Consider the following 25,728-nt stretch of genomic DNA (forward strand, 5'->3'; position numbering starts at 1 on the left):
GCGACCTAACGGTCGCCCTTGTTTCCCGAGATGCCTGGGTCAAGCCCGGGCATGACGATCGCTAACAGCTCAACTGCACCCCGTCGTGCTTCCACACGTATCGCACTTCATGCACGTCCCATTCCGGACGAGGGTAAAGTTGCCGCACTCCGAGCACATCTCGCCCTCATAGCCGCGTGCCTTGGCCTCGGCACGGCGTTCGGCTTTGGTCACGGTGGGCTGGGCGGCTTGCGCCGCGCCGGCCTTGCTCCATTGCAGGGCTTCCAGCTTTTCCGTCGGGGACAGGTCGTGCTGGGCTTCCTGCTTCAGCGCGACCGCGCCTTCGACGGCGTCGGCGGCGCGGGAGGTTGCGCCGTGGGAGGCGAGCGAGGTGACGCGGGAGCCGCCTGTCGGTGCCGATTCCGCGCCGGAGGAGACGGCGGTCGAGCCGCCGCGCATCACAACCAGATTATCCGTGCGCGAGCGGGTGAGGCCCTTGGACAGATACTTAGTCGCCTGGTGGCTGTGGTCGGCCGGCTCCTTGCCTTCCTCGACGCCCTTGCCGAGCGCGTCGAAATTCGACTCGGTGGGATCGACATGGGCGAGGTCGAAGCGGCTCATGTAGCTGACCGCGAGCTCGCGGAACACGTAGTCGAGGATCGAGGTCGCATACTTGATGCTGTCGTTGCCCTGCACGGGACCCGCCGGCTCGAAGCGGGTGAACGTGAAGGCGTCGACATATTCTTCCAGCGGCACGCCGTATTGCAGGCCGAGCGAGACCGCGATCGCAAAGTTGTTGATGAAGGAGCGCAGCGCCGCGCCTTCCTTGTGCATGTCGATGAAGATCTCGCCGATCCGGCCGTCGTCATATTCGCCGGTGCGGAGATAGACCTTGTGACCGCCGACAACCGCCTTCTGGGTGTAGCCCTTGCGGCGGTCCGGCATCTTCTCGCGCTCGCGCATCACCACGATGCGTTCGACCAGCTTCTCGACGATCTTTTCCGAGACCTGCGCGGTGCGCGCGGCCATCGGCTTCTCGTAGAGCGCTTCCACCGCATCATCCTCGTCGTCATCATCAGAGATGAGCTGCGAGTTCAACGGCTGCGACAGCTTTGAGCCGTCGCGGTAGAGCGCGTTGGCCTTCAGCGCCAGTTTCCAGGACAGCAGGTAAGCGGACTTGCAATCCTCGACGGTGGCGTCGTTCGGCATGTTGATGGTTTTGCTGATCGCACCCGAGATGAAGGGCTGCGAGGCCGCCATCATGCGGATGTGGCTCTCCACGGACAGATAACGTTTTCCAATTTTGCCGCAGGGGTTGGCGCAGTCGAACACGGGATAGTGCTCGGCCTTCAGATGCGGCGCGCCTTCCACCGTCATCGCGCCGCAGATGTGCACGTTGGCGGCTTCGATTTCACGCTTGGTGAAGCCGACGGCGGCGAGAAGATCGAAGCCGGGGGCGGCGATCACTTCCGGCGCGAGCTTCAGTGTTTCGCGCAGGAATTCTTCACCAAAGGTCCACTTGTTGAAGGCGAATTTGATGTCGAACGCGGTCGGCAGCGCGGCTTCCACTTTTGCAAGAGCTTCGTCGGTGAAACCCTTGGCTTTCAGGGTGGAGACGTTGACGCCGGGCGCGTTGGAGAGCGAGCCGTGGCCGACGGCATAGGCCTCGATCTCGGCGATATCAGCTTCGCGGTAGCCGAGCGTGCGCAGCGCCACCGGGACGGCCTGGTTGATGATCTTCCAGTAGCCGCCGCCGGCGAGCTTCTTGAACTTCACCAGCGCGAAATCAGGCTCGATGCCTGTCGTGTCGCAATCCATCACGAGGCCGATGGTGCCGGTCGGCGCCACCACTGTGGTCTGCGCGTTGCGGTAGCCATGGGCTTCGCCCAGTTGCAACGCGAGGTCCCAGGCGGCCTTGGCGCGCTCGACGATGTCGGTCTGCGGCACGCTGGCGTAATCCAGCGGCACCGGGTTGACGGCCAGCGCCTCGTAGCCGCGGCTTTCGCCATGGGCTGCGCGGCGGTGGTTGCGGATCACGCGCAGCATGTGCTGGGCGTTCTTCTTGTAGCCGGGGAAGGGGCCCAATTCCTTGGCCATCTCGGCCGAGGTCGCATAGGACACGCCGGTCATGATCGCGGTCAGCGCGCCGCACAGCGCGCGGCCTTCCTTGGAGTCATAGGGCAGGCCCATGGTCATCAAGAGGCCGCCGATGTTGGCAAAGCCGAGGCCGAGCGTGCGGAACTCGTAGGAGAGTTCAGCGATCGCCTTCGACGGGAACTGCGCCATCATCACGGAGATTTCGAGCACGACAGTCCAGAGCCGGCAGAGGTGCTCATACGCCTCGACGTCGAAGCGCTTGGTGGTGGTGCTGTAGAACGTGATCAGGTTCGCGGACGCCAGATTGCAGGCGGTGTCGTCCAGGAACATGTATTCCGAGCACGGATTGGAGGCGCGGATGTCGCCGGACGCCTTGCAGGTGTGCCAGTCGTTCATGGTGGTGTTGAAGTGCAGGCCGGGATCGGCCGACGCCCAGGCGGCGTGTCCGATTTTCTCCCAGAGATCCCGGGCCTTCAGCGTCTTCGTCACCTTTTTGCTGGTGCGGCCGATCAGGTTCCAGTCGCCATCGGTTTCGACGGCGCGGAGGAAATCGTCCTTCAGCGAGACCGAGTTGTTGGAGTTCTGGCCGGAGACGGTCAGATAAGCTTCCGAATCCCAGTCGGTGTCGTAGGTCGGGAAGTCGATGTCCTTGTAGCCCTGTTTTGCAAATTGGATCACGCGCTTGATGACGTTGTCGGACACCAGCGCGCGGCGCGCGAGCTTGATTTCGCGACGTAGGGCAGGGTTCTTCTCGGGATCGAAGCAGTCGTCGCCGGAGCCTTCGCAATTGACGCAGGCCTTCAGCACGGCTTTGAGGTGCTTCTGGTTGATCTTGGAGCCGGTGACGAGCGCCGCGACCTTCTGCTCCTCCTTCACCTTCCAGTCGATATAGGTCTCGATATCGGGGTGATCAGCGTCGACCACGACCATCTTGGCCGCGCGGCGCGTGGTGCCGCCGGACTTGATCGCGCCGGCTGCGCGGTCGCCGATCTTGAGGAAGCTCATCAGGCCGGATGAACGGCCGCCGCCCGACAGGCGCTCGCCTTCGCCGCGCAGCCGCGAGAAGTTCGAGCCGGTGCCGGAGCCGTATTTGAACAGGCGGGCTTCGCGGACCCAGAGGTCCATGATGCCGCCCTCGTTGACGAGGTCGTCATCGACGCCCTGGATGAAGCAGGCGTGCGGCTGCGGATGCTCGTAAGCCGATTTTGATTTTGTGAGTTTGCCGGTCTTCCAGTCCACATAGTAGTGGCCCTGGCCGGGGCCATCGACGCCGTAGGCCCAGTGCAAACCGGTGTTGAACCACTGCGGCGAATTCGGCGCGACCATCTGCTTGGCGAGCATGAAGCGCAGCTCGTCGAAGAACGCCTGCGCGTCTTCTTCGCTCGAGAAGTAGCTGCCCTTCCAGCCCCAATAGGTCCAGCAGCCGGCGAGGCGGTCGAACACCTGCTTGGCCGAGAGTTCGCTGACGAAGCGCTCGTTCTCGGGCAGCAGGGCCAAGGCCTCGGTGTCGGGCACCGAGCGCCACAGCCACGAGGGCACGGTCTCTTCCTCGACCTTCTTCAGGCGCGCGGCGACGCCGGCCTTGCGGAAATATTTCTGCGCGAGGACGTCGGAGGCGACCTGCGACCAGAACTGCGGCACCTCGACATTTTCCAGTCGGAACACGATCGAACCATCGGGATTGCGGATCTCCGATGTCGTCAATCTGAAATCAATCCCTGCGTAGGGTGACTGGCCTTGAGTCGTGTTGCGCCGTTCGATTCGCATGGTCGTGCCCCGTCTTCTTCTGACCGGTCCGCTCTACCGCGGGTTCCGGAATGTTATCCTTGAGCGGACCTCCCGAACCATGGCTGCCGTCGGGACTATAACAATAGCCCAGGCAACCCTGATCCCTTGATCCGCAGCTCAACCGGTGAACCCGGTCTGTCTCTCTGGCACTTCCTGCCGGCCCGATCCGGGCCTTCCAGGTCATGCAATTCAACGCCCCAACGCTTCACTTGCCGCGTCACTTTGGGCCTGTTCCGGCCCGCTTTTTTCGGGCCTTCCGGCCCCGTTTTCGCGCCCCGAACGCCCCAGGAATACCGAGAGGAATTCCCGGTTTTTGAGGGCAAAAAGTCCTCACCCGCAGCCTTAACCGGCGGGCGGAGTGGTCGTTTCGGAACCCATTTGGGATGACCGGCGGGGACCCAAAACACACTCGCGCCGAACAGGAAGAAAGCTAGGCCAAGTCCGTTACGCCCGTCAAGGACTAGTACGAGTTCCTGAATCAAATACTAAATATGGTGGAAAGAGGGGGATAACAGGGGGTGATCTCGCGCCTGTGATCGGCCCAAGTATCAGTGAGTCCTCACAGATTCGACAAGGAAAAAAATGTTGCGGACCTGTGGAGCGATGGCTTCTCCCGGCTGTTCACAGGACAAGTATTTATTCGCCTCGTCCGGGCCTTCCGGGATTGCGCTTTGGAGACTCACGTAAGGCTACGGAGAACTCCACCCTGACATGCCGGCGAGCCGGTGGTCGCGGGCCCCGATAAGGGCCAAGGTCACCGCCGATTCCCCGGGCTGATTCTTGAGCCGATTCTCTTTTCACCGATTCCTTTTCGGTCCTTGCCGGTCATTCATGACAGATCCTGTGCCACCAGCCGCGCGTGCGCGTATCGCACCCGCCGGCCTCATGTTCCTCGCCATCACCTCGGTGGGCTGGGGCTTTAATTGGCCGGTCACAAAATTCCTGCTCGGCGAACTGCCGCCGCTGACCCTGCGCGGCGTCACCGGCGTCATCGGGGCCTTGCTGCTGGCGGCGCTGGCGCTGCTGCGGGGGCAGACCCTGCGGGTCGACCGGGCGCTGTGGCCGCGGCTGATGCTGGCGGCATTGCTCAACGTCACCGGCTGGATGGTGCTGATGGGGCTGGCGCTGCTGTGGCTGCCGGCGAGCGAAACAGCGCTGATCGCCTACACCATGCCGGTCTGGGCCTCGCTGTTGGCCTGGCCGGTGCTGGGCGAGCGGCCAACTTTATTGCGCACGGTCTCGCTGGTGATGGCGTTCGCCGGCTTGGCGGCCATCATGGGCGGCAATGGGGTGACGGCCTCCGCCGCCAAACTGCCGGGGATATTGATGGCGCTGGCCGGCTCGATGGGTTTTGCGCTCGGCACGGTGCTGGCCAAGAAACTGCCGCTCGACATGCCGCCGATCCCGGCCGCCGCCTGGCAGATCGGGCTCGGCTGTTTTCCGGTCGCCATCGTCGGCCTCGCGATCGAGACCACGGATCTCGGCAAGGTCAGCCAGATCGGCTGGTGGCTCTTGATCTATTCCACCGTGATCCAGTTCTGCATCGCCTATGTCAGCTGGTTTGCCGCGTTGTCGCGGCTGCCGGCCTCGGTCGCCGCGATCGGCACCATGGCGGTGCCGGTCATCGGCGTGGTGGCCTCGGCGGCAGCTCTAGGCGAGCCGCTGGGCCCGGTCCAGATCGTGGCGCTGCTGTTCACGCTGGCGGGCGTGGTGCTGGCGACGCGGTCGTAACGGCTCACAAGCCTCGTATTACTTGTCTCTCACTTCTCCCGGCTCCACGGGAAGAGATTGGCCGGGAAATCCGCGGCGTAGCGGTGTCCCTTGCGCAGGTGAGGTTCTTCCTCCTGTGGAGGATTGGGATCCGGCTCCACCACTTTCCGGTACAGATGCCAGGTGGCATGACCGAGCAACGGCAGAACGACGGCGAGGCCAACGAACAGCGGCAGCGAACCGATCACCAGCAGCGCCGCGACGATCAGCCCCCAGGCGGCCATCGCAACCGGGTTTTTCATCACGGCCCAGATCGACGTCCGGATCGCGTCTATCGCCGTCGCATGCCGGTCGAGCATCAACGGAAACGATACGACACTGACGCACAGCGCCACGACCGCGAACAGAAAACCGACGCCGCAGCCGACGATGATGAGCGACCATCCTTCCGGCGTCGTCAGCACGCGCGTTGCGAAGTCAGGGATGCTCGCCGCCGGAGCGTGGCCGAAGATTGAAACGTAGATGGCGTTCGCGACCCCGATCCAGGCCCCGAACAGGACGAGCAGGAGCACGCCGAGTTCGATCATGGCACCGAAAGCCGGCGCGCGCAGCACGTGAAGCGCCTTCGATACGTCGACTTCCTCGCCGCGCTCGCGGCGGCGGCTGAGCTCGTACAGACCAATCGCGGCAAACGGTCCCAGCAAGGCAAACCCGGCTGCCAGCGGAAACAGCAGAGGCAGCACCGAATAGCCAAGCACCATCCTGAACAGGGCAAGACCGAGCACGGGATAGATCACGCATACGACGACCGCGTGGCTTGGCATTGCCTTGAAGTCTTCCCAGCCCAGGCGCAGCGCCTCGTGCAGGTCGGACAGTCCGATTTTGCGAATCGGATATGTGGCCGCGTCCCCGAATACGTGGCGTCCAACTTTTGCGATGCTGTTGGAATACATGGTGGCCATGAACGCACCTCCCGTGCTGAAAGCCGTGGCGGTGACACCGACGCGGTTTTCAGCCACGCGTGTCCGCCGCAAAGTGCGAGAAACGCGATCGAGCCGAGTACGGCAAACCCGAGGTCAACGAAGAGGAGCTTAGCCGGACGAAACTTGTCGCGACCTGCGCATCCAGATTAACGCGATTGGGATCAGGCAGCGCTCACGGTTCGGTGAAGTGTGCACGTTTGCAGTCATTTGCGCAGTCGGTGCGTTGCGTCATCATCGAACGACTGTGCCGGCGGACACGCGCTGCTTGCGGCATCGGTCTGGCGCTCCGACGAGGTAGTCCTCTATCAACTATTGACGCGTGGCTCGACGCGTACCATCTTACTCTCTGACGCCCCGGATCCGATGGTTAGCGGTCGTAACGTGTGCTCCGTGCCATGTTTGGATGACGCGACCGGTCATATGGGCGAGGCAAGACGCACTGCGATGGCGCATGTGAAGTCGGCCATCGAGACAGTGAGCTGCGCCCTTTAATCCGTCTCCGTTGCCTTGAATGGCAAGGAGGACTGAAGGATGGTTGTCGCACTCATACTGCTTCTGGTCGCAGTCGGCTCGGTGCTGTTTCACATCTACAGCCCGTGGTGGTGGACGCCGATCGCCACGAACTGGAGCTACATCGACCACACCATCAGCATCACCTTCTGGATCACCGGAGCGGTGTTCTTCGCTGTCATCGCGTTCATGGCCTATTGCGTCTTCCGCTTTCATCACAAGGAGGGAAGGCGGGCAGCCTACAATCCCGAAAACAAGAAGCTCGAATGGTGGCTCACCATCGGGACTGCAGTCGGCGTCGGAGCCATGTTGGCGCCCGGCCTGGTCGTCTGGCACCAGTTCGTCACGGTTCCGGCTGATGCCACCGAGATCGAGGTCATGGGCCAGCAGTGGCAATGGAGCTTCCGCCTCCCGGGGAAGGATGGCCGGATGGGCACAACCAACGTCCGCAACATCAGTCCCGAAAACCCCATGGGCTTGAATCGCGACGACCCACACGGACAAGACGACGTCGTGATCGAAAGCGGCGACTTGCACCTTCCGATCGGGAAGCCGGTCAAGGTGTTGCTCCGCTCCCTCGATGTGCTGCACAATTTCATGGTGCCCGAGTTCCGGGCCAAGATGGATATGGTTCCGGGCATGGTCACCTATTTCTGGATGACCCCGATCCGAACCGGAACGTTTGATGTGCTCTGCGCCGAGCTATGTGGCGTGGCGCACGCGCAGATGCGGGCCAAGGTCATCGTCCAGGAGGTGAGTGAATATCACGCCTGGCTGGAGACGCAGAAGACGTTTGCAGAACTGTCAGGCCGAAAGGCCGTGACGAAGGCGACGTACAAATCCGGCGGCAACTAACAAAGCGCCGCCGCGAAGATCGATCGGGCGCGTGAACTCATCGCCCCCGATGGAAACGACCAAGGAGGGTTTTCTATGGTCGACGTCCCATATGACGCACGCGCAGACGCGCCGCCTGCCGAAGTGCCGGAGGTTGAGCTCTATCATCCCAGAAGCTGGTGGACGCAGTACGTCTTTTCGCAGGACGCCAAAGTCATCGCCATCCAGTACTCGCTGACGGCGTCCGCAATCGGGCTGGTGGCGCTGGTACTGTCGTGGCTAATGCGACTGCAACTGGGATTTCCCGGCACGTTCTCCTTTATCGATGCAAGCCAATACCTCCAGTTCATCACCATGCACGGCATGATCATGGTGATCTATCTGCTCACGGCATTGTTCCTGGGCGGTTTCGGCAACTACCTCATCCCGCTGATGGTCGGCGCCCGGGACATGGTTTTCCCCTATGTGAACATGCTGAGCTACTGGATCTACCTGCTCGCAGTCCTGGTGTTGGCGTCGACCTTTTTCGTGCCGGGCGGGCCCACCGGCGCCGGCTGGACGCTCTACCCACCGCAGGCGGTTCTCTCCGGTACCCCCGGGCAGGATTGGGGCATCGTCCTCATGCTGGTCTCGCTGATCCTGTTCATCATCGGCTTCACCATGGGCGGGCTGAATTATGTGGTGACGGTGCTGCAGGCGCGCACACGCGGCATGACGCTGATGCGGATGCCGTTGACGGTGTGGGGCATCTTCACGGCCACCGTGATGGCGCTGCTGGCCTTTCCGGCGCTGTTCGTCGCCTCGGTCATGATGCTGTTCGACCGTCTGCTGGGAACCAGCTTTTTCATGCCGGCACTCGTCGAGATGGGCCAGCAGATGAAGTATGGCGGAGGCAGCCCGATCCTGTTCCAGCACCTTTTCTGGTTCTTCGGTCATCCGGAAGTCTACATCGTCGCCTTGCCGGCCTTCGGCATCGTTTCCGATCTGATCAGCACCCATGCGCGAAAGAACATCTTCGGCTATCGCATGATGGTCTGGGCGATCGTGGGAATCGGCGCGCTCAGCTTCGTCGTATGGGCGCACCACATGTATGTGAGCGGCATGCACCCGAAATTCGGGTTCTTCTTCGCCACTACGACGCTCATCATCGCCATCCCGACCGCCATCAAGGTCTACAACTGGGTGCTGACCCTGTGGCGCGGCGACATTCATCTCACCGTTCCAATGCTGTTCGCCCTCGGCTTCATCATCACGTTCGTGAATGGCGGGCTCACGGGCCTCTTCCTCGGCAACGTCGTCGTGGACGTCCCGCTGTCGGATACCATGTTCGTCGTCGCGCATTTCCATATGGTGATGGGCGTGGCGCCAATCATGGTCGTGCTGGGCGCGATCTATCATTGGTACCCCAAGGTCACCGGGCGGATGCTGGATGACTGGATGGGCAAGTTTCATTTCTGGGTGACGTTCCTCGGCGCCTATCTGATCTTCTTCCCCATGCATTACATTGGACTGCTCGGCGTTCCGCGCCGGTATCACGACATCGGCGACACGTCGTTCATCCCGTCATCGACCCATACGCTGAATGCCTTCATCACCGTCATGGCGTTGATCGTGGGCTTCGCCCAGATGGTATTCCTGTTCAATCTTGTCTGGAGCCTGTTCAGGGGCAGGCCGTCGGGTGGCAATCCATGGCGGGCGACAACACTGGAGTGGCAGACGCCGGAAACCCCGCCCGGGCACGGCAACTGGGGCAAGGAGCTCCCGGTGGTCTACCGATGGGCGTATGACTACAGCGTGCCCGGTGCCGCGCAGGACTTCATTCCGCAGAACCAGCCGCGGACGACGCCGGCCGTTCAGGGAGCTGCTCCGTGAGCGCCATCATCCTGTTCATGGCTGTGATAGCGGTCATCGCCGGATGGTGGCTCTCGCAGCAACGGCTGACAGCCAAACCCTGGCTGGAAGAAGGTTCGATCGATGATTTCCCGGGCACGGGTGCAATCACCTTGCCGGCAGCCAAGATCGGACTGGGCGTGTTTCTCGCTGTCGCCGGCTCGCTGTTCGCGCTCTTCATCAGCGCTTACTCCATGCGCATGAACATGGCGGACTGGCGCACGATGCCGGTGCCTTCGCTGCTGTGGTTCAACACGGGCGTCCTTGTCCTGAGCAGCGTCGCGTTGCAATGGGCACACATCGCCGCGCTCCGGAACAACATGGACGGTGTAATCGTCGGCCTCTGCGCAGGCGGCGCGTCCGCGGTTATATTCCTGATTGGGCAACTGCTGGCGTGGCAGCAACTGCGTGCAGCGGGTTATTTCGTCGCGTCCAATCCGGCCAATTCCTTCTTCTACATGATGACCGCGGCGCACGGGCTGCACCTGATGGGCGGCCTGGTGGCGCTTGGCAGAGCGACTGCCAAAGTGTGGCGTGGCGCCGAGATGGCCCAGCTGCGCCTGAGCGTGGAGCTCTGTACCATCTACTGGCATTTCCTGCTGTTGGTCTGGCTGGTTCTGCTTGGCCTGCTGACGGGCTGGACGGACGATTTCATCGACATCTGTCGCCGGTTGCTCACCTAGGAAACACCAGATGGCAGAGACCTTGCTGACAAACCCTGGAGAATCGCCCGCGCGGGCCGCCGGCTTGCGGGGCATTGCCGACGACTGGTCCTCGGATCAGCGCGCGTTCAAGAACGTCTCCTGGGGGAAGGCCATGATGTGGATCTTCCTCCTGAGCGACACCTTCATCTTCAGCTGCTTCCTGCTGTCCTACATGACGGCGCGAATGTCCACGACGGTGCCATGGCCGAATCCGAGCGAGGTGTTCGCTCTCGAGATTGCGGGGCACCATATCCCGCTCATCCTGATCGCCATCATGACCTTCGTCCTGATCTCCAGCAGCGGCACCATGGCGATGGCCGTCAATTTCGGTTACCGCCGCGATCGCGTCAAAACCGCAGTCTTGATGCTGGTCACAGCGGCGCTTGGCGCAACGTTCGTCGGAATGCAGGCCTTCGAATGGACCAAGCTGATCATGGAGGGTGTGCGGCCCTGGGAAAACCCCTGGGGCGCGGCGCAGTTCGGCTCGAGCTTCTTCATGATCACCGGCTTCCACGGCACTCACGTGACGTTCGGCGTGATCTTCCTGGTCGCCATCGCGCGAAAGGTCTGGCGGGGAGACTTCGACGTCGAAAGGCGCGGCTTCTTCACGAGCAGAAAGGGACACTACGAGATCGTCGAGATCATGGGCCTTTACTGGCACTTCGTCGATCTGGTGTGGGTGTTCATCTTTGCCTTCTTTTATCTTTGGTGAGGTCGGCGCATGACAAACGTGGCAGTACATCTGGAAACACAACACCCCTCGCTGCACGCGCATGTGCATGACGTGCCCGCATCAGGAGCCACGCACGCAGAGGGCCAGCAGCACCCGATCAAGCTTTATCTCGTGGTCTGGGGATGGTTGTTCGTCCTCAGCGCCTGCTCCTATCTCGTCGACTACTTTCACTTCCAGGGCTATCTCAGATGGTCGCTGATCCTGCTGTTCATGGTTTTGAAAGCCGGCTTGATCGTCGCCGTCTTCATGCACATGGCCTGGGAGCGGCTGGCCTTGAGTTACGCCATCCTGCTTCCGCCGGTGCTGGTGTTGGTGTTCGTGGCGATCATGGTGTTCGAATCCGACTACACGCACCTCATCCGGGTCCTGTTCTTCGCGCCTGCGACGTAGGCGTCGTTGCCTCGTACCAAAGGGAGGATGGTCATGACCACATATGTCATGCTTGCAAACTGGACCGAGCAGGGCATCCTGAAGGTGAAGGACTCGCCAAACCGTCTGGACGCAGCAAAGAAAGCGCTCACGGAGATGAGCGGCGAGTTCAAATTATTTTTCCTGACCATGGGCGACTTTGACATCGTCGCGATCTACGAAGCTCCCGACGACGCCGTGGCGGCACGTTTCAGCCTGCAAATGGGCATGCAGGGAAACATCCGGACCCGGACGCTGAAAGCGTTTCCCGAAACGGCCTATCGGGAAATCATCAAGTCGCTGGGCTAGACGGCAAAAGGTGTGCTCGTGAATTTCTCAGAGCTGGTTTTGCAAAGGGTTCTTTCAGGACGATCGCATCGTTTTTAACTACGCAGACGTCGCCATGTCGCCGGCAAGAGGAGGCATTAATCTCATGCAGATCAATCGTTCGATTCTCCTTCGCGGGAGCTACGCCGGCATCGCGGACTTTGTCGCGCTGACGAAACCGCGCGTTATGTCGCTGGTCGTCTTTACCGCACTGGTTGGTCTCATGGTTGCACCGGGCGACATCGATCCCTTCGCCGGTGCCGTTGCGCTTCTTTGCATAGCCGCCGGAGCGGGCGCCGCAGGTGCGCTCAATATGTGGTACGACGCCGACATCGATGCGGTGATGGCGCGTACCGCCATGCGTCCGATTCCCGGCGGCCGTGTATCGCGCCCGGAAGCATTGGTTTTCGGATTGATGCTCGGAAGCTGCGCCATCCTGGCGCTCGGCACTTTGCTGAACATGGCCGCGGCTGCGCTGCTGGCTTTCACAATTTTCTTCTATGTCGTCGTCTACACGATGTGGCTCAAACGCCGTACACCGCAGAACATCGTCATCGGCGGTGCGGCTGGCGCACTTCCACCGGTGATCGGCTGGGTTGCCGCCACGGGAAGTGTCGGGATCGAACCGCTCATCCTGTTCCTGATCATCTTCCTGTGGACGCCACCTCACTTCTGGGCGTTGTCGCTCAATCTTGCCGGAGAATATGCCAGAGCCGGGGTGCCGATGTTGCCGGTCGTAGCCGGCAAGGCCGAAACAAAGCGCCAGATTCTTCTCTATAGCGTTGTTCTGGCTGCGACCTCGCTGACACCCTGGGCATTGGGGTTTGCGGGCGCCATCTATGGCGCGGCTGCAGCGATGCTTGGCGCGGTCATGATTTTTCTCTCATGGCAGGTACGTCGGAGCAATGACACGGAGAGGCGACCCGCTCGTCGCCTGTTCGTGTTTTCGATGCTCTATCTGGTCCTGCTTTTTGGGGTGTTGCTGATGGATACTGTTCCCTCCGTTCAGTCCCACTAGCCAACGTCTGATCGAACAAAAAAGGCCCCGGATCGCTCCGGGGCCTTTGGGGCATTGGCGAGGCTAGAAACCGGACACCAACAGAATTGCACCGGTCACCATAAGGAGAATGCCGGGCCAGTTCGTTGCCAAACCCAGGAATCGGAGGCTGCGCCGTGGCGGTTCCAGAGTGCCGCGAACCGGCCGGGAGGAGTCCGGGCCGCTAAGCGATCCCCGCCAAATAGCGGTGCGTGCCATGTACAACATTCCGCCGAGAACGAGCAGCGCGCCAAGTCCCATCAGGAACATTTTCGCCTCTCAGTTCATGGTTGCCACGCAAAACAGAACCAGGATTCAAGCGCCAGGTGGTACGATTCGTTCCTACGCGGTAAGTCCGCGCGATTCTGCTTCAATCTGAACCGATAAGGCCTCTAGTCCAGCGCCTGGCGGATCATTTTTGCCAGCTGCGACTTGCGATAGGGCTTGCTCAGCAGCAAGACGCCGGGGTCGAGCCGCCCCTGGTGCACGATCGCGTTGTCGGTATATCCAGAGGTATACAACACTCTTATACCGGGCCGGTGTTTGACGACTTCGTCGGCGAGCTGCCTGCCGGACATGCCGTTGGGCAGGATCACGTCGGTGAAGAGCAGGTCGAAGGGCAGGCCGTTTTTCACGGCCTGCAGAGCCGAAGGGCCGTCTGATGTATCGAGGGTCTGGTAGCCGAGGGTCTGCAACTGCGTGGTGACGAAGTTGCGCACCAGATCATCGTCCTCCACCACCAGGATGGTTTCGGCGCCGCCGACCAGCGGGGCGGCCGCAGCCACGGCCGCCGGCGCCTGGCCGCGGGCGGGCGGCAGATACAGCTTGATCGTGGTGCCGTGACCTTCCTCGCTGTAGATCCGGATGTGGCCGCCGGACTGCTTGACGAAGCCGTAGACCATGCTCATGCCGAGGCCGGTACCCTTGCCGACTTCCTTGGTGGTGAAGAACGGCTCGAACACCTTGTCCTGGGTCTCCTTGGACATGCCGGTGCCGGTGTCGCTGACCGCCAGCATCACGTACGGGCCGGGCAGCACGTCGGGATTGGCCTGCGCATAGGCCTCGTCGAGCGTAACGTTGCGGGTCTCCAGCAACAGCTTGCCGCCTTCGGGCATCGCATCGCGGGCATTGATCGCCATGTTGAGCAGCGAGTTCGCCAGCTGCGAGGGGTCGATATGCGCGGCCGCAACCTCCGGCTCGAGGATCGAGTCGATCTCGATGTGTTCGCCGAGGGTAGGGCGCAGCAGCTTGGCGATGTCGAGGACGGTGCCGTTGACGTCGATATTGCGCGGCTGAAGCGGTTGCCGGCGCGCGAACGCCAGGAGATGCTGGATCAGCTCGATGCAGCGTTCCGCTGCGACGTCGATTAGCTCGGCGGTTTTCCGCAGCGCCGGCTGGTCCTCGAGTGCGGCGACCAGCCTTTCGGTGGTGCCGGTGATGACGGTCAGCATGTTGTTGAAATCGTGGGCGACGCCGCCGGTCAGCTTGCCGATGGCGTCGAGTTTTTGCGACTGCTGCAGCTTGCGCTCGATTTCGCGCGTCGCGGTGATGTCATGATAGAGCAGCGCCGCGCCGCTGATGGCGCGCGACGCGTCGCGCAGCGGCCGGCCGCTGATGACGAGGTGAACCGGCGCGGTGCCGCTCTTGGGCCGCACCACGATTTCGGTGGCGTCGAACTCCTCGCCGCGCAACGCACGCGCCGCCGGCATCTCCCTTGTGGGCAGCGGCGTGACGCCATCGGCACGAAACACGGTGCTCAGCTGCCGCAGCAGTTCAACGGTCATGCCCGGACGGTAGCGCAGCATCTTTTCCGCGGCCGGGTTGGAGAGCAGCACGCGGCCCTTGGTGTCGATGACAAGCACCGCCTCGGCCATGCTGTGAAAGGTGCTCTGCATCACCTCGGTCGAGTGCCGGAGTTCCTCGTGCGCGGTGACCAGGTGCCCGGTACGTTCGGCGACCGCAGCCTCCAGCGCCTCGTTGGTGGCTCTGGTTGCAGTCAAGGAGTCTTGCAACTCACGGCGTGACCTGCCGGTCGAGCGCGTAAGGACGGTCGCCAGGATCAGGATCAGCAGCACGCAAGCCAGGTCAACCGCCAGCAGGAAGCCGCCGTTGGCTTCGGACTGGGTACGCCGGAGCGTGAGACGCCTTCGCTCTTCGGCGACGGTCTTTGCCAGATTCTCGCCGATCGTCTCCGTCGCCTTGCGGTCCTCGTCATTGGCCAGCAATGCGGCGATTTTCGCCTGGTCGCCCGCATTCTTGAGCCTGATCAACTCGCCGCCCGTCACAATCTGGCGGGCCACCTGGGCCTTGGCTTCCTCGATCAGCTGGGTTTGGCCGGGATTGCCCTCGACGGTCTTGATCAGGTCATCGAAGGCCGGCAGGATTGCGTCACTGGACTCGTTATATTCCTTCACGAAGTCCGGGTTGCCGGTGAGCGCAAAGCCGCGCGCAGCACTTTCGGCGCGGCGCAGCAGCGGCCGGATATCCGAGATTCGCTTCAGCACTTCGAGGGCATGGTCGACGGCAGCCGTATCGGCCCGCGACTTCAGGTCGAGACCAATGGAGGCAGCACCGATAAGGATGAGGATCGCGAGGCCGATTCCAAGGATGATACGCTGCGAGAGCATTGACGCTTTTATTTTCATCTTTTCGAGAGGCGCGCAGACTGTACCGATTTGGTGAGGCATTCGTTGACGCTGGTCAACAGCGCGTTGGGCGTGAACGGCTTGCGCAGGCAGCATGCCGCGCCGAGTTCGATGATCAGCCGCAGCAAATCGGGCTGGCGGTCGGAATTGGCGAAGGCGTAGCCCGACATCGCAACGATCGGAACTTCGGGCCGGCGCTCGTGGAACGTCCGAATTGCTTCAAACCCGCGCATGTGCGGCATGAAGACGTCGATCAGCATGACGTCGAAATCGGACGCTTCGAGCGCCTGCATCCCGGTCTCACCACCATCGGCAATGGTGACCTCGAAACCCTGGCGCTGCAGACAAACTTCGATGGCAACGCAAACCACCGGGTCGTCATCGACCACGAGAACGCGCGGCACGAGGATTCCTTTTGCTTGGGCTGCAGTCGGCGACTCGCAAAACCCCTGATGAGGATTAAGGCGGAACGTCGACTAGCCGTCTGTATGATAGAGTGCATATAAGATTTGCCTAGAGGCGAATTCGGTAGTCTGTGTCAGAACAAGAACAAATGCGTCCCCGGTTCCGGATCTAACCCGCCGTGTCCATACATCGCCCAGCGGGTCGTCCCCGAATGTCGCCGCTCGGCCTCATCGTCCTGTCGATCGCCTCGGTGGGCTGGGGCCTCAACTTCCCGATCATGAAGCATCTGCTGACGGAGTGGCCGCCGCTGTCGTCGCGCGGCCTGTGCGGCATCGTCGGCGCTGCAGCGCTGGCGTTGATCGCGCTGGCGCGGCGGGAGACGCTGCGCGTTCCCAAGGGAATGTGGCTGCGGCTGTTGCTGGTTTCCACGTTGTCGCTCGGCGGCTGGGTTGCGTTCATGGGGCTCGCATTGCTGTGGCTGAGTGCCAGCGAGGCCGCGGTGCTCGGCATCTCGATCCCGGTCTGGGTGGCGTTTCTGGCGTGGCCGATCCTCGGCGAACGGCTGTCGCTGCTGCGTGCCCTTTCCCTGACGGTCGCGCTGGCCGGCATTGCGGTGCTGATCGGCGGCAATGGTTTCGACGCCAGCGTGGAGAAGCTGCCGGGAATCCTGTGCGCCCTGGCGGGCGCCGTCTGCGTCGGGCTCGGCACCGTGCTGACCAAACATTTTCCGCTTGCGATGCAGCCCTTGTCACTGGCCGCCTGGCAGATCGGCCTCGGCTGCCTGCCGATCGCGGTCATCGGGCTTGCCGTCGAGCAGCCGCAGCTAGCGGCGCTCTCGGGGATCGGCTGGGCGTCGATGGTCTACATCACGCTGATCCAGTTTTGCCTGTGCTACGTCTGCTGGTTCGCAGCGCTGGAGCGGCTGCCGGCGGCGACCGCGTCGATCGGCACCCTGCTGGTGCCGGTGGTCGGCGTGGTGGCGGCCGCCGCCATGCTGAATGAGCCGCTGGGCTTGCGCGAGGTCGGCGCCCTGGTGATCACGCTCGGCGGCGTCGCGGTGGCGCTACGCGCATGAAAAGAGCGGCGCACCGGAATGCGCCGCTCTTCCGATTCAGATTGACCGGCTCGCGTTACGGACAGGAATGCCGCTGCCCGTCATAGCCGAGATAGGTTTGCGAGCGGACATCGTAGGAGCGATACTTCGCCCTGCAGGAAGCAACCGTGTCGCCGCCGGGGACCACCGCCACCACGCCGTCATCGGCATATTCGTCGCCGTAGTAGTAGGGATCGTTGTAGTAGCCGTAGCTGCTGCCGTAATAGCCAAGCCCGCTGCCGATAATGGCGCCGGTTGCGAAACCGGGGTAGAAACCGCCGTGGCGATGGCGATGATGATGGCGATAGCCGCCGCCTTGATAGACGCCGCCACCGCCGCTAAACCTCGGGCCGGGGGTCACACCGCCGCCGATGACGCCGCCGCCACGAATGCCGCCTGCCATCGGTGGGGGTGCACCGCCGCCGCCTCGGAAGGCGCCGCCACCACCACCAATCACAGCTCCGCCGCCGCCACCGCGGAAACCACCGCCGCCGCCACCGATGGCCGCGCCGCCGCCACCGCCGCCACCACCGATAGCTGCTCCACCGCCACCGCCACGGCCGCCGCCACCACCACCTCCTCCGCCACCTCCAGCGCTAGGCGGGGCTTGCGCGAAGCTGGGGTTGGGCAGCACGGTCGGTGCAACGAGCGCCGCGATCGCTGCGGCAGAACATAAAACTTTCAAACTGATCATTGTCGGCTCCATCTCCGGGATACGGGCCTAACCATTTCAGGAGAAAGGCGTTCCCGAGCCCGCGCACCGATCGTGCGCAGCGCCTAGCCTGCCAGATCGGAACTGCATCAGGGATGAACAGGTCGTTATGATTCCGCGACAATTCGACGCCAAAAACAGGCGCAAATGCGGTCCGGCCAGATATCGCCGCAATCGGACATCGCATCTGGACAATCCGGCCCACCGATGGCATCACGGCTTCGCATCTTCTCGAACCGGCAAAGCCCTCATGAAGCAATTTTTGCTCAAATTCTTCACCTGGTGGAACGGCCAGACCTTCGGCACCCAGTTGTGGACGTGGCGCTTCGGCGAACTGGTCGGCCAGGACGAGCAGGGCAATACCTACTATCGCACCAAAGGCGGCAAGATCGATCCGACGCTCGGCTTCCAGCGACGCTGGGTGGTCTATAATGGCTACGCTGAAGCGACCAAGGTGCCGCCGTCATGGCACGGCTGGCTGCATCACACCGTCGACGTCGCCCCGACCGAAGAGACGTACACCCCACGCGAGTGGGAAAAGCCGCACCAGCCGAACCTGACCGGCACATCGGCGGCCTACCGTCCATCCGGCTCGACGCTGGCGAGCGGCCGCCGTCCGAAGGCGACCGGCGACTACCAGCCCTGGACGCCGGGAAGCTGATAGACAGCTGATCCACTCTTGTTTTGAGCGCGGGCGACGGTGCGGCGTCGCACGCGTCGTGAACACGGATGTGTTCGCCTGTGAATAACGGGAACAGCGGGGACATCGGCCGCTGCGTTCTTGCGCACTTGCCCCGTTCGCCGTTCAATGAACCCATCTTACGGAGATGGGAAACCATCGCGTACGGTTCGGGCTCCAGTTCGCGACTGTCCCGATGAGCAGCGGCACCCGATCAGGATACGGCTGGGAGATAGGCCCCCGGTGCAGACGTTCTGAGATCGCCCGTCAATGTGGCGCCGCCGTAGGAAAGGAAAGGCCGTCTGGGCAACCAGGCGGCCTTTTTCTTTGGCGTTTTTCCGGGCTGCATGGTTCGAGACGCGCGGCGTTGCCGCGCTCCTCACCATGAGGGATAGAGACAACTCCTCATCCCCGGATGAGCGCTTCGCGCTCACCGAGGGAGCGCGAAGCGCGTCTCGAAGGATGTGGCCCCCGGTGCATGAAATGCATCAACCGAGCCGGGCCGCGGCGCGGCCGATCATTTCGGTGCGGCGGGCCTGTGCGGGCGCGATCTTGTCTTTCATCAGCGCGAGGATTTCCGGCGGCGCGGTGTCGGGCGAGCCTGAATTGAACGGCGGCGCCGGGTTGTATTCGAGCCGGAGCTGGATCGCTTCGGCGGTCCGCCGGTCGACCAGCAGCGACACCAGCGTCAGCGCGAAATCGATGCCTGCGGTGACGCCGCCGCCGGTGACGCGGTTGCGGTCGACGCAGACGCGGGTCCTGGTCGGCGTCGCGCCGAATGCGGAGAGAAAATCCATCGCGGTCCAGTGCGTCGCCGCGCGATAGCCTTTCAGCAGGCCGGCTGCACCCAGCACCAGCGATCCCGTGCAGACCGACGTGATGTATTTGGCCCCCTCGGCCTGCTTGCGCAGGAATGCCAGCATCTCCTCGTCATTGATCATGTCATCGGTGCCGAAACCGCCGGGCACGCAGATGACGTCGAGTTGCGGGCAATCCGCAAAGGTCACCGTCGGCGTGATCGTCAGGACCGAGTCGCTGGGCACAGGTTCGATGCGCTTCCAGATCAGGTGTACCTGCGCGCCCGGCACGCTGGAGAACACCTGCAAGGGTCCCGTGAAATCGAGCTGGGTCACCTTTGGAAACAACACGAGACCGATCTGAAGCGGCGCCGACATGAGGACCTCCCTGATTTCACTTGACCGGTGCATCCTGACATGATGGCCTCTTGTCAGAAATGCCATATTTCCCTCATTTAAGGACATCGCCTCAAATGATCGGTGTGCTGATCTTTCCGGACTTTCAGTTGCTCGATGCCGCGGGGCCGATTTCGGTGTTCGAAATCGCCGCGCGCTTCTCGGGTGCGGCGCCTGCGATCCGGACTTTGGCGGCGACGCCGGGTCCGGTGCGCAGCACCTCCGGCATCGAGATGCTGGCGCGCGGCTTCAAACCTTCCAGCGCGATCACGACGTTGATCGTGGCGGGCGGCGAGGGCGTGCGAACGGCGGCGATCTGCCCGAAGACGCTGGCTTTCGTGCGGGCTTTGGCCAGGCGCGGGGTCCGCGTCGCCAGCGTTTGTTCCGGCGCTTACGTTCTGGCCGAGGCCGGCCTGCTCGACGGACGCCGCGCCACCACGCATTGGCAGCGCACGCGGCACTTCGTGTCGGCCTATCCGAAAGTGAAGCTGGAAGCCGATCGGATCTACACGCGCGACGGCAATGTCTGGACCTCGGCGGGGATATCAGCGGGCATCGATCTCGCGCTCGCGATGGTCGTCGAGGATTACGGCGACGAGATCGCGCAGCGCACCGCCAAGCAGCTCGTGCTGTACCACCGCCGCAGCGGCGGCCAGTCGCAATTCTCCTCGCTGCTGGAATTGAAGTCGCCGACCGGACGGTTTGGACCGCTTTTGGCATGGGCGCGCGAACATCTCGATGCGCCGCTCACGGTGGAGGATTTGGCCGAGCAGGCCGGCATGAGTTCGCGGCATTTCACCCGCGCTTTCATTGCCGAGACCGGCACCACGCCCTCAAAGGCGGTGGAGCGGCTGCGGATCGAGGTGGCGCGGCAGCGCGTGCAGTCGTCCAGCGAGGCGATCGAACGCGTCGCCGAGACCACCGGCTTTCGCGATCCGGAGCGGATGCGCCGCGCCTTCATCCGCGCCTTCGGCCAGCCGCCGCAATCGCTGCGGCGGGCGGCACGCGCGGGGTGAGGGGCCGATGCGGCAAATTCAGCTGACATGATCAGGAAAGCGCAAGAATGTGACGCATCGCCTCTCGCTGCGATCAGCATTGAGGTCTGGCTAGACACCTATCTTCGCGAGGGCGTCAGTCCGCACTTTGCGGAGTATGTCCTCTTGGAATTCACAGCGCAGAATTTTCGCGATGCGATCGGAGATTCGGCGAAGGCGATCTGGGTCTCGGAGAACGCCGCCGGAATTGACGGGTTCGTGACCGTGTGTTCATCGGCGACGCCGCCATTGGCCGATTGCTCGCCGCTGGAAATCGCAACCCTGTATGTTCGGCCGAGACAGCAGTCAGGCGGAAGAGGCGCCGCACTGTTGCAGTGTGCTCTCGAGCATTGCCGGGACCTCGGCGGCGAGAGCGTCTGGTTGACGGTCAATGCCAGGAACAGCCGAGCGATCGGCTTCTATCTCAAGCATGGCTTCAACAAGATCGGCACCACGCAGTTTCGGATCGGCGATCAGGCTTACGAAAACAACGTGATGAATATCGATGTTCGGCGTCCGGTCGCAACGTAGACCACCGCCGGCACATGTGCCTTCGCAGCGGCGTGGGCGAGGCGAGCAATGCGCTAAAGCGGCGCGTCGGGACGCCAGCCGAGAATCGCGAGCATGACAAAGAATCCGACGACGTAGGCGACCGCGATCGGCCAGCCCTGGGTGATCCATCGGCCGACAGACTTTGCCTCCGGATACATGTTCGCCAGGGCGACGCCTGCCGACGAGCCGAACCAGATCATCGATCCGCCGAAGCCGACGGCATAGGCGAGATAGCCCCAATCATAACCGCCTTGTTTCAGCGCGAGTGCGGTCAGCGGAATATTGTCGAACACCGCGGAGACAAAGCCGAGCCCGAGCGCCGTCGGCCACGAGGCGGCGGGCAGTTTCTCGACCGGCATCATGGATGCGGCCGTCACCAGCGCCAGCAGGAAGATGGTGCCCTTGAAGGTTTCGGGCATCACCGACCAGTCCGGCTTGCGCAACGCCGCCGTCAGCAGGATCACCACCCAGACCGCGATGCCGAGCACGGGAAGGATGTCGAGCAGGGCCGGGAATTTCAGATTGGCGGTGATGTTGGCGGCCAGTGCGGCCACGAGAATGGCGGCGACGATGAACACCCTGATGGCATCGACCTTCAGGCCGCTCGGCGGCTTCTTGACGATCGGCGAATAGCGCTGCTGCTGCAGCGAGGCGGGCACGGCGAAGATCAGCATCGCGGCGATGGCGGCAATATAGGCCTCGATGACGGCGAGGGGACTGACCCCGGCGATCCACATCATCGTCGTAGTGGTGTCGCCGACGACGCTGCCGGCCCCTCCCGCATTCGAGGCCGCGACGATGGCCGCGAGATAGCCGATATGGACCTTGCCCTGGAAAACACTGCGCGCCACGGTGCCGCCGATCAGGGCCGCGGCGATATTGTCGAGGAAGCCCGACAGTACGAACACCAGCACCAGAAGGATGACGCCGCCCTTCCAGTCGTCCGGCAGCAGCGCCGGCATTTCGTGGGGAATCCGGCTTTCCTCGAAATGCCGCGACAGCAGCGCAAATCCCATCAGCAGCAGGAACAGATTGGCCAGCGTCACCCATTCATGCGCCATGTGGTGGCCGAGGCCACCAAGGCCGGCGCCGTATTTGAAGCCGGTGAAGATCAGCTTGTATAGGATGATGGCCGCAAGCCCCGTCAACGCGACGGGCAGGGTATGGTGATGAAACAGCGCGACGCCGAGCAGCGTGAGCGCGAACAGGATGAAGTCGACGGGTATCCCGAACAGGAGCATGGTTGCCGTCAATTCCTTCGCGCGTGTGAATTTGTCAATTCAGCGCCTTCATCCAGAGCGCGATATCGGTTGCCGCGACGTTGGCCTGCTGCAGCAGCTTGCCCATGGTGAAGAAGCCGTGGAACTGGCCGGGAAAGTGCTTGTAGGTGACGGGCACGCCGGCTTCCTTCAAACGTGCGGCGTATTCGTCGCCTTCGTCGCGCAGGGGATCGCCGCCGGCGGTCAGCACATAGGCCGGCGGCAATCCGGCCAGCGTCTGCGCACGCGCCGGCGAAGCCTGCCAATTATCGATGTCCGCGGGGCCGCTGAGGTAGTGGTTGCAGAACCAGTTGATGACGGAATGCGTCAGCAGAATGCTGGTCTCTGGCTCGCTGTGCGAGGGGTGCTTCATCGCAAAGTCCGTCGCGGGATAGATCAGCACCTGACCGGCGAGCTTTGGCCCGTCGCCGTCACGCACCGCGAGCGCAGCGACGGCCGCGAGATTGCCTCCGGCCGAGTCGCCGCCGACCATGACGCGCGCCGCGTCGATGCCGAGGTCTTTTGAATTGGCTGCGATCCATTTCACCGCCGTGACGGCGTCGTCAACAGCGGCGGGGAATTTGTGCTCGGGGGCGAGGCGGTAGTCGATCGAAATCACGATCAACTCCCCTTCATGCGCGAGCTTGCGGCAGACCACGTCGTGGGAATCGAGATCGCCGATCACCCAGCCGCCGCCATGATAGAACACCAGGCAGGGTGCGAGCCCGCCGGTTTTTCGCAGCGTCTTCGGCGTGTAGATGCGGGCCGGGATCGCGCCATGCGAGGCGGGGATTGAGAGCGGTTCTGCGGATTCCAGTTCCGGCGGTTCGGGATTGGCGACGGGCCGGGCGGCCAGATACATCGCGCGGGCCTGGGTCGGTGTTCCCGACTCATAGGGCGGGCGGCCAGCTTCCTGGAAGGCTTTGTAGACGGCGGCGGCATCGGGATCGAGAACGACGGGCATGCTAGTGAAGACCTCTGGTGTTTTGTGCTGTCATTCCGGGGCGCTCGCGAAGCGAGTGAACCCGGAATCTCGAGATTCCGGTCTGGTCCTTCGGACCATCCCGGAATGACGACTCCCTAAGCGGCCGTCCGGCCGCCGTCGACGGTATAGGACGAGCCAGTGACGTAGCTGGCTTCATCGGACGCCAGGAACGCCACGACGGAGGCGACTTCGGAAGCATGTCCGAGCCGCCGCGCCGGAATCCGGTCGACCATCTTTTCGATCGGCATGGGGGCATTGCCGCCGTTGCGCCCCTGATAGATCGTCGACAGCATCCGGCTGTCGATCAGGCCCGGACAGACGCAATTGACGCGAACGCCGGTGCCCGTGCATTCCCAGGCCGCGGTCTTGGTGAGTCCGATCACTGCATGCTTGCTGGCGCTGTAGACGGCGATGTAGGGCGAACCCATCAGGCCCGCGATCGAGGCGGTGTTGATGATGCTGCCCTTGTTCTGTTTGAGCATCACCGGCAGCACATGCTTCATGCCGAGGAAGACGCCGACCACGTTGACGTCGAGCACTTTTCGAAAACTCTCCAGCGAATATTGCGGGATCGGCTTGATGTCGCCCTCGATGCCGGCATTGTTGTAGAAGGCGTCGATGGTGCCGAATTTGTCGACGCTGGCGCGGACATAGTCGGCGACGTCGTCCTCCTGGGTGACATCGGCGGCGATCGCGAGCGCTTCGGCGGAGGCCGGCAGGTCATGGATGGCGGCCTTGAGGTCGGCCTCCTTGCGGTCGACGGCGACAATGCGCGCCCCGCGCTCGGCGAGCAGCCTGATGGTGGCGGTTCCGATGACGCCGGCCGCACCGGTGACGACGGCGACCCGGCCGTCCAGTCGAATTCGATCGGTCATGTCTGGGGTTTCCTCTGGCTCGTCCGGTTGTCCCGGATTTTCATGGTTTTCGCGCAGGCGACGCGCGAAAGCTGATCGAAACCGACTATTTCATTTGTAGCGGGAGCTGACCAGAGGCCCCGGAGCGGGCGAAGCCCGTCCCCCGGAGCGGGCGAAGCCCGTCCCCGGGACGAGGGTAACCGCCCTTTCCCCGCCGTATTCCACGTGTTAACCGGTGGGCACGCGAGCGGCGGATAGATTGTACTATGTCGCGAGCCCGATTCGCCCTTTAAAGCCGCGAGATGTTTCGAACCATTGCCCTGACTGGTATTGCGGCCCTAGTGGCCGCCTCGACAATCTCGCTTGCGCCCCCCGCGCGCGCGCAGATCGGCAATATTTTTTCCGATCCGCCGCTGCGGCCGCCAGGCGCGATCCCCCGTGGCAACCAGCAGCAGCAACAACAGCAGCAACTCGACGACGACGAGGAAGTGCCCGAATTGCCGCGCGGCCGGCTGCTGCCGACGCCGAACCGCCCCGCCCCGGGGCAGGGCGTGCCGCCGCCCGGAAGCGTGCAGACCCAGCCCCTGGCACCGCCGCCGGGTACCACTGTCGTTCCACAGAATACCCAGCCGGGGATCGCGGTAGCGCCGCCGCAGCCGGGTGCGCCGGGCGCCGTGCCGCCTGCGGCCAATGCGCAGCCGGGCCTGCCACCCGGGCAGCGCCAGCCCAAGGGACCGGTCCCACCGGCCTCCGCCAGCCTGCAGCCGGGCGACGAGGTGGTGTCCGAGCCGCCGGCATCTAAGGTTACCAACAAGAAGGCCAGCTTCTCCGGCCTCGACAAGATCACCGGCCGGATCATCAATTTCGACGAGGACATCGGCGAGACGGTGCAGTTCGGCGCGCTGCGCGTGAAGACGTCGGCCTGTTACACGCGGCCGTCCACGGAAGCCGCCAATACCGACGCCTTTGTCGAGGTCGACGAGATCACGCTGCAGGGCGAGGTGAAGCGGATCTTCTCGGGCTGGATGTACGCCGCGAGCCCCGGGCTGCACGGTGTCGAGCACCCGGTCTACGATATCTGGCTGACCGACTGCAAAGTCCCCGACCAGACCATCGTCAGCGCGCAGCCTGAAGCGCCGAAGCCGGCTCCGCCGCCGCCTGCCGCCAAGCGCCCGCCGGCGCCGAAGCAGGCCGCGCCGCGTCCGCCGCCGTCGGGGCTGCCGCCGCAGCCGCAGTTCCAGCAGCAACCGCCGCCACCGCCGCCGCAGCAACAACGGCCCGGCGGGCTGTTTGGTGGATTGTTCGGGAATTAGCCTTA

At 63.1% G+C, this 25,728-nt stretch carries 22 protein-coding genes; 13 read left to right on the top strand and 9 right to left on the bottom strand.

Annotated elements, in window-relative coordinates:
• Positions 1–69 precede the first annotated feature (69 nt).
• Positions 70–3,843 carry a vitamin B12-dependent ribonucleotide reductase gene (locus JQ641_RS05415; RefSeq protein ID WP_211994839.1) on the bottom strand — a complete coding sequence of 1,258 codons (3,774 nt, stop codon included), beginning with the start codon at positions 3,841–3,843 and terminating at the stop codon, positions 70–72.
• An 852-nt stretch (positions 3,844–4,695) separates the two neighbouring features.
• Between JQ641_RS05415 and JQ641_RS05420 the strand changes: the two genes are divergently transcribed.
• Positions 4,696–5,595: a DMT family transporter gene (locus JQ641_RS05420; RefSeq protein WP_211994841.1), complete on the top strand. Its 900-nt coding sequence runs from the start codon at positions 4,696–4,698 to the stop codon at positions 5,593–5,595.
• A 29-nt stretch (positions 5,596–5,624) separates the two neighbouring features.
• On the opposite strand, the gene JQ641_RS05425 is transcribed toward JQ641_RS05420, so the two are convergent.
• Positions 5,625–6,536, bottom strand: coding sequence for a DUF2189 domain-containing protein (locus JQ641_RS05425; protein ID WP_211995259.1), 912 nt, complete (start codon positions 6,534–6,536; stop codon positions 5,625–5,627).
• A gap of 552 nt (positions 6,537–7,088) precedes the next feature.
• Between JQ641_RS05425 and JQ641_RS05430 the strand changes: the two genes are divergently transcribed.
• From JQ641_RS05430 to JQ641_RS05460, 7 genes are all read left to right on the top strand, one after another.
• On the top strand, positions 7,089–7,922 hold the full coding sequence (locus JQ641_RS05430) for a cytochrome c oxidase subunit II (RefSeq protein WP_211994842.1): 834 nt from the start codon (positions 7,089–7,091) through the stop codon (positions 7,920–7,922).
• A 75-nt stretch (positions 7,923–7,997) separates the two neighbouring features.
• Complete coding sequence (locus JQ641_RS05435; protein WP_192739792.1) at positions 7,998–9,773, top strand: cbb3-type cytochrome c oxidase subunit I; 1,776 nt, start codon at positions 7,998–8,000, stop codon at positions 9,771–9,773.
• Entirely contained in the window at positions 9,770–10,474 is a 705-nt protein-coding gene (locus tag JQ641_RS05440; RefSeq protein ID WP_211994843.1) for a cytochrome c oxidase subunit 3, read from the top strand. Before JQ641_RS05435 ends, JQ641_RS05440 begins: the two co-directional genes overlap by 4 nt.
• A 10-nt stretch (positions 10,475–10,484) precedes the next feature.
• A complete protein-coding gene (locus tag JQ641_RS05445) occupies positions 10,485–11,207 on the top strand; it encodes a heme-copper oxidase subunit III family protein (RefSeq protein ID WP_211994844.1) in 723 nt (240 codons plus the stop codon).
• A 9-nt stretch (positions 11,208–11,216) separates the two neighbouring features.
• Entirely contained in the window at positions 11,217–11,618 is a 402-nt protein-coding gene (locus JQ641_RS05450) for a cytochrome C oxidase subunit IV family protein (protein ID WP_211994845.1), read from the top strand.
• 33 nt (positions 11,619–11,651) lie between these two features.
• A complete protein-coding gene (locus JQ641_RS05455) occupies positions 11,652–11,945 on the top strand; it encodes a GYD domain-containing protein (protein WP_211994848.1) in 294 nt (97 codons plus the stop codon).
• A gap of 124 nt (positions 11,946–12,069) precedes the next feature.
• Positions 12,070–12,981 carry a heme o synthase gene (locus tag JQ641_RS05460; RefSeq protein WP_211994850.1) on the top strand — a complete coding sequence of 304 codons (912 nt, stop codon included), beginning with the start codon at positions 12,070–12,072 and terminating at the stop codon, positions 12,979–12,981.
• A 410-nt stretch (positions 12,982–13,391) separates the two neighbouring features.
• Here the strand turns inward: JQ641_RS05460 and JQ641_RS05465 are convergent, their stop codons facing one another.
• Together JQ641_RS05465 and JQ641_RS05470 are read right to left on the bottom strand one after the other, a co-directional pair.
• Entirely contained in the window at positions 13,392–15,626 is a 2,235-nt protein-coding gene (locus JQ641_RS05465) for a CHASE3 domain-containing protein (RefSeq protein ID WP_211994853.1), read from the bottom strand.
• A 14-nt stretch (positions 15,627–15,640) separates the two neighbouring features.
• On the bottom strand, positions 15,641–16,048 hold the full coding sequence (locus tag JQ641_RS05470) for a response regulator (protein WP_211994855.1): 408 nt from the start codon (positions 16,046–16,048) through the stop codon (positions 15,641–15,643).
• Between the two features lie 212 nt (positions 16,049–16,260).
• On the opposite strand from JQ641_RS05470, the gene JQ641_RS05475 reads away from it, so the two are divergent.
• Positions 16,261–17,124 carry a DMT family transporter gene (locus JQ641_RS05475; protein ID WP_211994857.1) on the top strand — a complete coding sequence of 288 codons (864 nt, stop codon included), beginning with the start codon at positions 16,261–16,263 and terminating at the stop codon, positions 17,122–17,124.
• 55 nt (positions 17,125–17,179) lie between these two features.
• Here the strand turns inward: JQ641_RS05475 and JQ641_RS05480 are convergent, their stop codons facing one another.
• Positions 17,180–17,836, bottom strand: coding sequence for a BA14K family protein (locus JQ641_RS05480; protein WP_211994858.1), 657 nt, complete (start codon positions 17,834–17,836; stop codon positions 17,180–17,182).
• Positions 17,837–18,104: 268 nt separating this feature from the next.
• On the opposite strand from JQ641_RS05480, the gene JQ641_RS05485 reads away from it, so the two are divergent.
• On the top strand, positions 18,105–18,515 hold the full coding sequence (locus JQ641_RS05485) for an NADH:ubiquinone oxidoreductase subunit NDUFA12 (protein ID WP_211994859.1): 411 nt from the start codon (positions 18,105–18,107) through the stop codon (positions 18,513–18,515).
• 506 nt (positions 18,516–19,021) lie between these two features.
• Here the strand turns inward: JQ641_RS05485 and JQ641_RS05490 are convergent.
• Positions 19,022–19,708: a DJ-1/PfpI family protein gene (locus tag JQ641_RS05490; protein ID WP_211994860.1), complete on the bottom strand. Its 687-nt coding sequence runs from the start codon at positions 19,706–19,708 to the stop codon at positions 19,022–19,024.
• A gap of 95 nt (positions 19,709–19,803) precedes the next feature.
• On the opposite strand from JQ641_RS05490, the gene JQ641_RS05495 reads away from it, so the two are divergent.
• Positions 19,804–20,742 (top strand): GlxA family transcriptional regulator, encoded by a 939-nt coding sequence (locus tag JQ641_RS05495; RefSeq protein ID WP_211994862.1) that lies wholly within the window; start codon positions 19,804–19,806, stop codon positions 20,740–20,742.
• Between the two features lie 144 nt (positions 20,743–20,886).
• Entirely contained in the window at positions 20,887–21,291 is a 405-nt protein-coding gene (locus JQ641_RS05500) for a GNAT family N-acetyltransferase (RefSeq protein WP_249150221.1), read from the top strand.
• A gap of 53 nt (positions 21,292–21,344) precedes the next feature.
• Here the strand turns inward: JQ641_RS05500 and JQ641_RS05505 are convergent, their stop codons facing one another.
• From JQ641_RS05505 to JQ641_RS05515, 3 genes are all read right to left on the bottom strand, one after another.
• Positions 21,345–22,553: a citrate transporter gene (locus JQ641_RS05505; RefSeq protein ID WP_349628507.1), complete on the bottom strand. Its 1,209-nt coding sequence runs from the start codon at positions 22,551–22,553 to the stop codon at positions 21,345–21,347.
• A gap of 34 nt (positions 22,554–22,587) precedes the next feature.
• Entirely contained in the window at positions 22,588–23,535 is a 948-nt protein-coding gene (gene lipP1 / locus JQ641_RS05510) for a LipP1 family hormone-sensitive lipase (protein ID WP_211994871.1), read from the bottom strand.
• Positions 23,536–23,651: 116 nt separating this feature from the next.
• Positions 23,652–24,431 carry an SDR family NAD(P)-dependent oxidoreductase gene (locus JQ641_RS05515; RefSeq protein WP_211994873.1) on the bottom strand — a complete coding sequence of 260 codons (780 nt, stop codon included), beginning with the start codon at positions 24,429–24,431 and terminating at the stop codon, positions 23,652–23,654.
• Positions 24,432–24,712: 281 nt separating this feature from the next.
• Here JQ641_RS05515 and JQ641_RS05520 point away from each other — a divergent pair, with 281 nt between their 5' ends.
• A complete protein-coding gene (locus JQ641_RS05520; RefSeq protein WP_211994874.1) occupies positions 24,713–25,723 on the top strand; it encodes a DUF2155 domain-containing protein in 1,011 nt (336 codons plus the stop codon).
• The last annotated feature ends 5 nt before the right edge of the window (positions 25,724–25,728 follow it).

The organism is Bradyrhizobium sp. JYMT SZCCT0180, from assembly GCF_018130165.1.
Classification (GTDB): domain Bacteria; phylum Pseudomonadota; class Alphaproteobacteria; order Rhizobiales; family Xanthobacteraceae; genus Bradyrhizobium.

Bases quoted from the DNA above. Each gene is read 5' to 3' on its own strand.
- JQ641_RS05475 (WP_211994857.1), top strand. From the start codon at position 16,261: ATGTCGCCGCTCGGCCTCATCGTCCTGTCGATCGCCTCGGTGGGCTGG.
- JQ641_RS05435 (WP_192739792.1), top strand. From the start codon at position 7,998: ATGGTCGACGTCCCATATGACGCACGCGCAGACGCGCCGCCTGCCGAA.
- JQ641_RS05465 (WP_211994853.1), bottom strand. From the start codon at position 15,626: ATGCTCTCGCAGCGTATCATCCTTGGAATCGGCCTCGCGATCCTCATC.
- JQ641_RS05455 (WP_211994848.1), top strand. From the start codon at position 11,652: ATGACCACATATGTCATGCTTGCAAACTGGACCGAGCAGGGCATCCTG.
- JQ641_RS05445 (WP_211994844.1), top strand. From the start codon at position 10,485: ATGGCAGAGACCTTGCTGACAAACCCTGGAGAATCGCCCGCGCGGGCC.
- JQ641_RS05485 (WP_211994859.1), top strand. From the start codon at position 18,105: ATGAAGCAATTTTTGCTCAAATTCTTCACCTGGTGGAACGGCCAGACC.
- JQ641_RS05415 (WP_211994839.1), bottom strand. From the start codon at position 3,843: ATGCGAATCGAACGGCGCAACACGACTCAAGGCCAGTCACCCTACGCA.
- JQ641_RS05450 (WP_211994845.1), top strand. From the start codon at position 11,217: ATGACAAACGTGGCAGTACATCTGGAAACACAACACCCCTCGCTGCAC.
- JQ641_RS05520 (WP_211994874.1), top strand. From the start codon at position 24,713: ATGTTTCGAACCATTGCCCTGACTGGTATTGCGGCCCTAGTGGCCGCC.
- lipP1 (WP_211994871.1), bottom strand. From the start codon at position 23,535: ATGCCCGTCGTTCTCGATCCCGATGCCGCCGCCGTCTACAAAGCCTTC.
- JQ641_RS05480 (WP_211994858.1), bottom strand. From the start codon at position 17,836: ATGATCAGTTTGAAAGTTTTATGTTCTGCCGCAGCGATCGCGGCGCTC.
- JQ641_RS05425 (WP_211995259.1), bottom strand. From the start codon at position 6,536: ATGGCCACCATGTATTCCAACAGCATCGCAAAAGTTGGACGCCACGTA.
- JQ641_RS05460 (WP_211994850.1), top strand. From the start codon at position 12,070: ATGCAGATCAATCGTTCGATTCTCCTTCGCGGGAGCTACGCCGGCATC.
- JQ641_RS05495 (WP_211994862.1), top strand. From the start codon at position 19,804: ATGATCGGTGTGCTGATCTTTCCGGACTTTCAGTTGCTCGATGCCGCG.
- JQ641_RS05420 (WP_211994841.1), top strand. From the start codon at position 4,696: ATGACAGATCCTGTGCCACCAGCCGCGCGTGCGCGTATCGCACCCGCC.
- JQ641_RS05490 (WP_211994860.1), bottom strand. From the start codon at position 19,708: ATGTCGGCGCCGCTTCAGATCGGTCTCGTGTTGTTTCCAAAGGTGACC.
- JQ641_RS05505 (WP_349628507.1), bottom strand. From the start codon at position 22,553: ATGCTCCTGTTCGGGATACCCGTCGACTTCATCCTGTTCGCGCTCACG.
- JQ641_RS05515 (WP_211994873.1), bottom strand. From the start codon at position 24,431: ATGACCGATCGAATTCGACTGGACGGCCGGGTCGCCGTCGTCACCGGT.
- JQ641_RS05430 (WP_211994842.1), top strand. From the start codon at position 7,089: ATGGTTGTCGCACTCATACTGCTTCTGGTCGCAGTCGGCTCGGTGCTG.